The sequence below is a fragment of the Megamonas sp. Calf98-2 genome (assembly GCF_900110235.1).
GTDB lineage: Bacteria > Bacillota > Negativicutes > Selenomonadales > Selenomonadaceae > Megamonas > Megamonas funiformis.
This window is the reverse complement of sequence record NZ_FOCY01000049.1, coordinates 1-8,948: the sequence shown is the minus strand read 5'-3', so window position 1 is coordinate 8,948 and position 8,948 is coordinate 1. Positions and strand designations below refer to the sequence as shown.

General features: G+C 29.5%; 9 protein-coding genes. 3 read left to right on the top strand and 6 right to left on the bottom strand.

Annotated elements, in window-relative coordinates; translation table 11 throughout:
• Positions 1 to 351: 351 nt before the first annotated feature.
• From BMX03_RS11455 to BMX03_RS10585, 4 genes are read right to left on the bottom strand one after another with little or no spacing between them, the layout of a single operon-like run.
• Positions 352 to 543, bottom strand: a complete 192-nt coding sequence (locus BMX03_RS11455) for a thiamine pyrophosphate-dependent enzyme (protein ID WP_022228611.1) — start codon at positions 541 to 543, stop codon at positions 352 to 354.
• Positions 544 to 579: 36 nt separating this feature from the next.
• Complete coding sequence (locus BMX03_RS10595; protein WP_022228610.1) at positions 580 to 1,011, bottom strand: rhodanese-like domain-containing protein; 432 nt, start codon at positions 1,009 to 1,011, stop codon at positions 580 to 582.
• Between the two features lie 12 nt (positions 1,012 to 1,023).
• The gene (locus tag BMX03_RS10590) at positions 1,024 to 1,782 is read right to left on the bottom strand and encodes an EFR1 family ferrodoxin (RefSeq protein ID WP_091695335.1); all 759 of its coding nucleotides are present in this window, start codon (positions 1,780 to 1,782) and stop codon (positions 1,024 to 1,026) included.
• A 42-nt stretch (positions 1,783 to 1,824) separates the two neighbouring features.
• On the bottom strand, positions 1,825 to 2,136 hold the full coding sequence (locus BMX03_RS10585; protein ID WP_015563352.1) for a winged helix-turn-helix transcriptional regulator: 312 nt from the start codon (positions 2,134 to 2,136) through the stop codon (positions 1,825 to 1,827).
• A gap of 128 nt (positions 2,137 to 2,264) precedes the next feature.
• On the opposite strand from BMX03_RS10585, the gene BMX03_RS10580 reads away from it, so the two are divergent.
• The 3 genes from BMX03_RS10580 to BMX03_RS10570 all read left to right on the top strand — a co-directional run bounded on the left by BMX03_RS10580 (position 2,265) and on the right by BMX03_RS10570 (position 6,778).
• Positions 2,265 to 3,065: an MBL fold metallo-hydrolase gene (locus BMX03_RS10580; protein ID WP_091695331.1), complete on the top strand. Its 801-nt coding sequence runs from the start codon at positions 2,265 to 2,267 to the stop codon at positions 3,063 to 3,065.
• A gap of 107 nt (positions 3,066 to 3,172) precedes the next feature.
• Positions 3,173 to 5,794 carry a heavy metal translocating P-type ATPase gene (locus BMX03_RS10575; protein WP_091695328.1) on the top strand — a complete coding sequence of 874 codons (2,622 nt, stop codon included), beginning with the start codon at positions 3,173 to 3,175 and terminating at the stop codon, positions 5,792 to 5,794.
• Positions 5,795 to 5,893: 99 nt separating this feature from the next.
• Positions 5,894 to 6,778 carry a penicillin-binding transpeptidase domain-containing protein gene (locus BMX03_RS10570; RefSeq protein ID WP_091695325.1) on the top strand — a complete coding sequence of 295 codons (885 nt, stop codon included), beginning with the start codon at positions 5,894 to 5,896 and terminating at the stop codon, positions 6,776 to 6,778.
• 50 nt (positions 6,779 to 6,828) lie between these two features.
• Here BMX03_RS10570 and BMX03_RS10565 read toward each other — a convergent pair whose 3' ends face one another.
• Both BMX03_RS10565 and BMX03_RS10560 read right to left on the bottom strand, forming a co-directional pair.
• The gene (locus BMX03_RS10565) at positions 6,829 to 8,028 is read right to left on the bottom strand and encodes an MFS transporter (RefSeq protein WP_091695321.1); all 1,200 of its coding nucleotides are present in this window, start codon (positions 8,026 to 8,028) and stop codon (positions 6,829 to 6,831) included.
• Positions 8,029 to 8,249: 221 nt separating this feature from the next.
• On the bottom strand, positions 8,250 to 8,876 hold the full coding sequence (locus BMX03_RS10560; protein ID WP_255361490.1) for a fumarylacetoacetate hydrolase family protein: 627 nt from the start codon (positions 8,874 to 8,876) through the stop codon (positions 8,250 to 8,252).
• Positions 8,877 to 8,948: the final 72 nt, after the last annotated feature.

Sequence of the window (8,948 nt, the reverse complement as noted above, 5' to 3'; positions counted from 1 at the left end):
CCATAAATAAATTTAGGGGCTTTACGCTCGCATTTGGTAAACTTCATGTCAATAAAAAAATGCTTAAATATTTATTTATTAATTCATAATAAATACTTAAGCATTGTATCTCTTATTTCCAAATTAACTGCATCAAATTTTTATACTCATTATTCAAATGTTTTATAATCACATCAAACATAGTATAAATCAAGTTACCTTCTTTTTCTATTTCGTTGAGAAGAATACAGCAATCTAAAATTAAATTATCTTCATTGTCAAAATAATATTTAAATGACTTATATGTTTTATTTAATTCATTTATCCCTATTCTTAGTTCTGTTTCATTATCTTTATTTAAAGCCTTAGCTGCTACAAAACCCTTATCATGCCATAAATACTATCATCTAAAATAACAAGTACAGGCAATTTTTGTCCTTTAATATCAAGATTTGAACGAAAAACTACTGTATTAAATTCATTATTTTCAAATTCATTTACCTGAAAACTATTAATATTTTTTTCCTCTAAAAATTTTTTAAATGCTTCAGCTCTATTATTCATTATATATAACTCCTATCTTCATCAATAATTTTATATCTATTTCACAATTTCATATGGCCAATTTACAATGCCACCAAAATTATAAACATTTACATAACCCATCTTAGCTAATTTAATTGAAGCATCTGTAGCTCTTCTACCACTTCTACAATAAACTAATATCATTTGTTCTTTATCAGATAATAATTCGTCTAATAGTTTATTATCAGGGCTAATTTCTTCATTTGGCAAAGATATAGCATTTTTAATATGACCATCTTCATATTCTGGTTTAGTTCTTACATCTAAAATCACATAATTTTCTTCACTGTCCATAAACTGTTTTGCTTGTTCAGGATCAATTTGTCGAAAGCTGATATTTTCACCTACATCTACAACTTCATTATCAGCTTTTGCTATTTGATTAAAAGCTATTAAACCCATACCTAATACCATAACTACTAATATATACTTCACATATTTAAACATAATTACACCTCATCAACGTTTAAACAATTCATTTTCTACTACTTCTGGATGATGATATTGTTTATCCTTTAAATTATAATTGCCAAAATTAATCGCCTGCATTGGACACCACTGAATACACGCTAAACAGTATATACAATTATTTTTTGACTTAAACTTTATTTTTCCTGCTTCTTCAATGATATTGTTTGTAGGACAAAGTTTTACACATCGCTTACAATGAATGCAATTCTTTTTGATTGTCTTCTTTTGTAAACATTTATTTATAAACAACCATGAAATATATTTTTTTATTATATACCACCATGATTTTTTTACTAAAACATTATTGCTAGTCTTGCGTTGATTTAATTCTTCTGCAATTTTTAATACTTTATCTTTATACGTATTCAATGAGTTATAATTGTATTTTTTACCCCAAAAACTTAAGATATTATCTGGTAAATATACCTCATTTCTATATGCTAAATTTATATTTTTAGCTTTTAATAAATCTTGCATTGTTATAAAAGTATTTCCTACTTTACCGCCACAAGTAACTACAGCATAACAATATATTTTCTTATCGCTTTTTATCTCTAATTTTTTTATAAAATCCTGCATTAAATCTAAAACATCATAACAATGTACAGGAAAAACAAATCCCATTACACTATCATCATGTTTACAATCTTTTAAAGTGCTGATATCTTGCATTTTATCTTGTGTTAAATATGCCAATAATTTCGCCACTTGATACGAATTTCCAGTTCCTGAAAAATAATATATCATTACTTATTAAATTCTCCATTTCTTTTATTCCTTAAATAGATTTTATAAATTCCTATAATACGCTCCCCATTTACTCATCAAGTTTATTATAGGCTCTATTGTTTTGCCTATTTCCGTCAAAGAATATTCCACTTTAGGTGGAACTACAGCGTAGACTTTGCGAGATATGATTTTATCTTTTTCCAATTCGCGTAAATTAGATGTTAATACTTTTTGTGTACAAGGAATAGCTCTATTTAATTCTGAAAATCTTTTTGTTCCTTTTAACAATTCTTTAACTACTAATATTTTTATCTTTGTTCCAAAAATTTGTAAAGATACAGCTACATCACAAGGTAATAATTCTTTTTCCATATTGCTCCTCTTCCATTTCTTTACTATCTTTGAAGAAACTATAATACTTTAAAGTACCTTCTTCATAAACATTTTTATCCATGATATTATTATAACAAATTTACAAATCTATATCAGAAAGGATTTTTATGATGAAAATTCAACAAATACGCAACGCTACTTTAATCATAACATATGCAAATAAAAGATTTCTGATTGATCCGATGTTTGCACCTAAAGATTTTTATCCACCAATACCAAAATGTTTTAATCCCAATACTAAATGGCCTCTTGTAGATTTACCCTTTGCCATTTCCAAAATCATTGATAATATTGATGCTGTAATTTTAACACATTACCATATCGACCATTTTGATGAATTTGCAGTTCATGCACTACCTAAAGACTTAAAAATCTACCTTCAAGATGATATTGATAAACAATTATTGATAAATCACGGCTTTACTAATATCGAAGCTTTAACAAAAGAAGGCAATTCATTTGATGATATCAAACTCTATAAAGTTGATTGTCAACATGGCATAAAAGCTCTAACAGTACCATATTTTGAATTTACAAGTAATTATTTTAATATGAGTGTCCGCTATGAAGCTATGGGGGTTATTTTCCAACATAAAGATGAAGAAACTTTATATCTAGCTGGCGACACTATATTTTGTGATTTTGTTAAAAATGCTATTGCTCAATATGCACCTGCTAAAATTATCATCAACTGTGCGGATGCCCAATTTGAACATAGTGGCTCTATCATCATGGGAACTGATGATATTTTAAAACTTCATCAATATGCTCCTAATTTAAAAATAATAGCTAGTCATTTAGATACTGTAGGTCATGCCACTTTAAACCGTCAACAATTAAGCGAATTTATCACTCAACATAAATTAACCGATTATATATTCGTACCAAAAGATGGGGAAATAATCTAAACGAAAATACATTTATCAGAAAAATCCCTTTAAATGTTGAAATTAATTATCATTTTTATTATACTTGATATATAAATTATATATCCTAAAGAAAAGAAGTGATATTCTTGCAAAAAGAACATTTTGATATCACAGGTATGACATGTTCGGCTTGCTCTAGTAGAGTAGAAAAAGCTGTCGGTAAATTACCTGGTATAATCAATCACTCGGTGAATTTACTAAAAAATTCTATGGTTGTGGAATTTGATGAAAAATTATTATCCATAAATGAAATTATTCAAGCTGTAGAAAAAGCTGGCTATGGTGCTTCTTTGCATTATAATCAATCTTTGGACAAACAAAGTCCTACAAAAATTGAAAATAAAGCAGAAGATATTCATACACAAATGAAAAAACGTTTATTTATCTCTATTATTTTCATGTTACCTCTATTTTATATTTCTATGGGACATATGTTTTCCTTACCTATGCCCTCTTTACTTCTAGGTACAGAAAATGCACTTTCGTTTGCTTTTACTCAATTTTTATTATTAATTCCTATAGTATTCGTCAATTTCAAATATTATAGCGTAGGCTTCAAAACATTATTTCAACTTTCGCCTAATATGGATTCTTTGATTGCCCTTGGCTCAAGTGCTGCCATTATCTATGGTATTTATGCCATTTATAAAATAAGTTTTGCCTTAGGTCATGGAGATTTATCTACAGCTCATCATTTCAGTATGGATTTATATTTTGAATCAGCAGGTATGATTTTGACCTTGATTACTTTAGGGAAATTTCTCGAAAGTAGAGCTAAAAATAAAACATCTGATGCTATCACCAAATTGATGAATTTAGCACCGAAAACAGCTCTTCGCTTAGAAAATAATCAAGAACAAGAAATTTCTATTGATGATGTAAAACTAAATGACATTCTAATCGTCAAAGCAGGTGCAAGTATTCCTACAGATGGTATTATTATTGAAGGTCATGGCGTTATTGATGAATCTTCACTCACTGGTGAACCTATTCCTTGTGATAAAACCATTGACCAAACTGTAATTGGTGGTACAATCAATAAATCAGGCTATTTTAAAATGCGTGTTACTAAAATTGGCGAAAATACTACTTTAGCTCAAATCATAAATTTAGTAGATGATGCCACTAGTTCCAAAGCACCTATTGCCAAAATTGCTGATAAAATCAGTGCTATCTTTGTTCCTATTGTAATAACACTTGCTATTATTGCCACTATCATCTGGCTATTTAAGGGCGAAAGTTTAGAATTTGCTTTATCTATCGGTATTTGTGTATTAGTTATTTCTTGTCCTTGTGCTTTAGGACTTGCTACACCTACGGCTATCATGGTAGGCACAGGCAAAGGTGCAAGTTTAGGTATTTTATCTAAATCAGCTCAAGCTTTAGAAACTCTTCACAATATCAATACAGTTGTTCTCGACAAAACAGGCACAATAACTCAAGGCAAACCTCAAGTAACAGATATTTATACTTCAAAAGAAGTAACACTTCAACAATTATTGACCGTTGCTTCTTCATTAGAAAAACTATCCGAACACCCTTTAGGTGAAGCCATTCTTCAAGTAGCAGATAAACACAATATATCAACTTTAGCTGTAGAAAATTTTAAACAAATAGCAGGGCAAGGATTATCTGGCATTATTGACAATTCCATTTGTCTTGCAGGTAATCAAAAATTATTAATCGCTCATGATATTGAAAATGAACATCTATTTTCCCTAGGTAATAAATTAGCCCAGCAAGGAAAAACACCTTTATACTTTACTAAAGATGATAAAATCCTTGGCTTAATAGCTATCGCTGATACAATTAAAGCAACAAGTCCCCAAGCTATTCAAGAATTAAAAAATCTCGGTATCAATATCTATATGTTGACTGGTGATAATCAACTCACAGCAAAACAGATAGCTAAGCAAATAAATCTTGAGGAAAATAATATAATTTCTGATGTATTACCTCAAGATAAAGAAGCCAAAATCCGTCAACTTCAAAATCAAGGGCAAAAAGTAGCTATGGTAGGTGATGGCATAAATGACGCACCTGCACTTGCTCGTGCTGATGTTGGTATTGCTATCGGGGCTGGTACAGATATCGCTATTGATTCCGCTGATATTATTTTGATGAAAAACAATTTACTAGATGTAGTAACTGCTATAAAATTAAGTAAAGCCGTTATCAAAAATATCCGTGAAAATCTCTTTTGGGCATTTATCTATAATATCATAGGTATTCCTATTGCCATGGGCTTATTTTATACAACCTTTGGTTTAAAACTAAATCCTATGATTGGTGCCCTAGCCATGAGTTTTAGCTCCGTTTTTGTCGTAACTAATGCCCTTCGTTTGCGTTTTTTCCAAAATAATTATCAAACTTCATCCATAAATAAAGATAATTCATCTACTGCCATAAATATTCAAGCAATAGATTTAAATACATCAAAAGGAGACGATAATATGGGATTATTAAATAATTTATTCCACAAAAATAGTGAAAAACAAACTGAAAAAATTATATCTATTGAAGGTATGATGTGCCAACACTGTGTAAAACATGCCACAGAAGCACTGGAAAAAATAGATGGTGTCAGTGATGTAAAAGTAAGTCTTGAAAATAAAAATGCTGTTATTCATGTAAATCAAAATGTTACAGATGAGCAAATAACTAATGCCATTGTTGAAGCAGGCTATGAAGTTACTGCTATAAAATAAATAATATAAAATAATTAAAAATCCTTTCTATAATCTATTGAAAATTTTTAAGTCTATGTTATAATATTAAAAATCATATTTTATAGAAAGGATTTTTTTATGTTTAAAACACTTGTAAAAATCATCTGCGTTATAACAATTTGTTTATTCACTACAAATTGCACCTCTGCTGAAAATTCAACTTCATCAAGCAATCAAAACACTTCCATGCAAACAACTCAAACAACAAAAAATTCCATTGATTTATCTTCTTATTTTGAAAATATCAATGGTACTGCTGTATTTTATACACCAGATACAAATACATATAATATTTACAATGATGAATTAAGCACCAAACAATCTTCTCCTTGCTCTACCTTTAAAATTTTCTCCACTTATGTAGCTTTAGACAATAAGACTATTGACGCTAATAATTCTCTTCGAAAATGGAATGGTACTATTTATTGGTATGATGCATGGAATAAAGATATCGATTTAGATACAGCATTTAAAACATCTTGTGTTTGGTATTATCGCCAAGTCATTGATGAAATTGGACAAGATACTATGCAAAAATATATCGATAAGTTCGATTATGGCAATAAAGATATTTCTGATTGGGACGGAAAAACAGATTTAGATGATGACCCTAGAGATTTAAAAGGATTTTGGCTAGAAACTTCTTTAAAGATTTCACCATTAGAACAAGTACAATTATTAAATCGCCTATTTTCTGCCAATGAAAATCCTATGGCTTTAGCTAAACTAAAAGAATTAATGTTAGTTTATGAAGATAATAACACTGGTCTAAAAATTTATGGCAAAACTGGTTTTGGTAAAGTAAACGGTGAAAATACTGATGCTTGGTTCACTGGTTTTTATGAAATAAATAATCAACGAACATATTATTCTGTACGTTTAGATGACCCTAAAAATCCTCAAGCATTAAGTTCCACTGCCAAAGAAATCGCTATTAATATCATTAAAAATCTAAATAAATAGTAAAAGGCTTTTCTTAGTATCATTTTCCCTACTAAGAAAAGCCTTCTTTATTATTTATTTAACATACGCATTGCTCTTGCAATTACTTCTTTATACTCTCTTTTTATTCTACTTGCTAATAAATAACTTATGATTGTAGCCAAAATAGCAAATACCCCACCTGTGATACCTACACTGTTTAATCCTGCTAAATCAACAGATAATGAACCAGCAAAAGAACCTACTGCAATACCTACATTATATGAAGATGATGTCAGTGAACCTGCTAATGCTAAAGTTCCTGGATAGAATTTCTTGGACACTTGTAAATAATACATCTGTGTTGGTGTATTTAATAAATACATCAATACACCTAAACAGCAAATAACCACACTGCCTAAAATAAATGATTCCATAGTAAATGTTAATAAAATAGAAAATATTGCTTGTCCTGCAAATATCATCCATAAAATACGCATACCGCCCCAATAATTGAGCATAGGAGATAACAAATTACTAATCATTGCCGCTACACCAAAGATAACAAATGCTAAAGTCAATAAATTAGCAGATAAGCCCATTTTATCTAATAAAATCGGGGATAAATAAGTATAGAAACAATATGCAGAAGAACCACTTAAAATCATCGCACTTACTGCCATAATAATACGTCTATCTTTTAATAATACTAATTGTTCCATAATATTATTAGTTGGTGGTAAGTTTTTCGTTGGTAAAAATTTAACCATTAATAATAACAATAGAATACTAACAACAACGATAAAGGCAAATGCTAAACGCCAACTTGCAAATTGTACGATAAACATACTAAATGGCACACCAAATACTGAAGCAATATTGAAGCCAGCAAAAATCCAAGATATTACTGAAGAAGTGTATTTTCTTGGTGCAACATCTGGAGCAAATGTCATTGACATTGAAATTAAAGCACTAGATACAGCTGCCAAAAATATTCGTGAAGCCAACATTACAGGATAATTAGGTGCTAACATACAAGCCACATTACCTAGTGTAAATAAAAACATTAAGCTTAAAACCGTACGATATCTAGGAAATCTTGATAGATATGCCGTAATCAAAGGTGCACCCACTGAATAAACTATGGCAAATGCAGAAATCAATAAACCTGTTTGCGTGATTGATACATTCAAATCTTCTGCAATATTCGGCAAAATACCAATAACCACATATTCACAAGTACCCAATACAAAACTAAGCATAATCAACATGATTACTCTGATATTAAACATAATGTTATGATCTCCTTTACTATTTTTTTATTTATATTCCCTGTACTTATTATTAGTAATAATAAGTAATTTAACTCGTTAAACGTTTACTATTATATATATTTTTTTTTATAAATACTATGCTTTCATATATTAAAAACATTGCTAAATGTCTTTTCTTTTTTACACAATAAACACAAAATTAAAAGAGCAGATTTTAAAATCTACTCTTTTTCCAAAAATCATTTGATTTTATTTATTAATTTACCGATTGGAGGAATTTCACAAACTACTTCATCTCCAGATTTTAGCCATTTTCCTGGTTTATATCCCATGCCCACACCTGATGGTGTACCTGTAGCAATGATATCTCCTGCTTCTAAAGTCATTCCTTGCGATAATTCTGATACTACTTTTGGTATATCATTCAAAAATAATTTTGTATTTGAATTTTGACGAAGTTCCCCATTTACACTGCATTTTATATCCACTTCTACAGGAAATGGCAAAGCTGATTTATGCAAAATAACAGGGCCCATAGCACTATAAGTATCTAGAGATTTCCCCTTAAACCATTGCATATGTTTTAATTGCAATCTACGTGAAGAAAAATCATTAAAAATGCTATAACCAAAAATATAATCTTCTACTTTATCCACAGGTATATTTTTGCCAGTTTTGCCTATGATTACCGCCAATTCCACTTCATAATCTAAAGCATTATCTATATCTAAACAAGCTTGTACATCTTCATTTGTACCGATTATTTTAATAGCACGCTTGCCAAAATAAACTGCATCATTACTTGTTTTCTTGAAATTTTTTGCACGTTCACTAGCTTCTTCTAAATGAGCTTGATAATTTACCAAATGCGAGCGTAAAGCCCCTAAATTTATTTATGGGGATATAAGCTCGCTAAAAAACAATGATTCGATATCATT

Bases quoted from the DNA above. Each gene is read 5' to 3' on its own strand.
- BMX03_RS11455 (WP_022228611.1), bottom strand. From the start codon at position 543: ATGAATAATAGAGCTGAAGCATTTAAAAAATTTTTAGAGGAAAAAAAT.
- BMX03_RS10595 (WP_022228610.1), bottom strand. From the start codon at position 1,011: ATGTTTAAATATGTGAAGTATATATTAGTAGTTATGGTATTAGGTATG.
- BMX03_RS10590 (WP_091695335.1), bottom strand. From the start codon at position 1,782: ATGATATATTATTTTTCAGGAACTGGAAATTCGTATCAAGTGGCGAAA.
- BMX03_RS10585 (WP_015563352.1), bottom strand. From the start codon at position 2,136: ATGGAAAAAGAATTATTACCTTGTGATGTAGCTGTATCTTTACAAATT.
- BMX03_RS10580 (WP_091695331.1), top strand. From the start codon at position 2,265: ATGATGAAAATTCAACAAATACGCAACGCTACTTTAATCATAACATAT.
- BMX03_RS10570 (WP_091695325.1), top strand. From the start codon at position 5,894: ATGTTTAAAACACTTGTAAAAATCATCTGCGTTATAACAATTTGTTTA.
- BMX03_RS10565 (WP_091695321.1), bottom strand. From the start codon at position 8,028: ATGTTTAATATCAGAGTAATCATGTTGATTATGCTTAGTTTTGTATTG.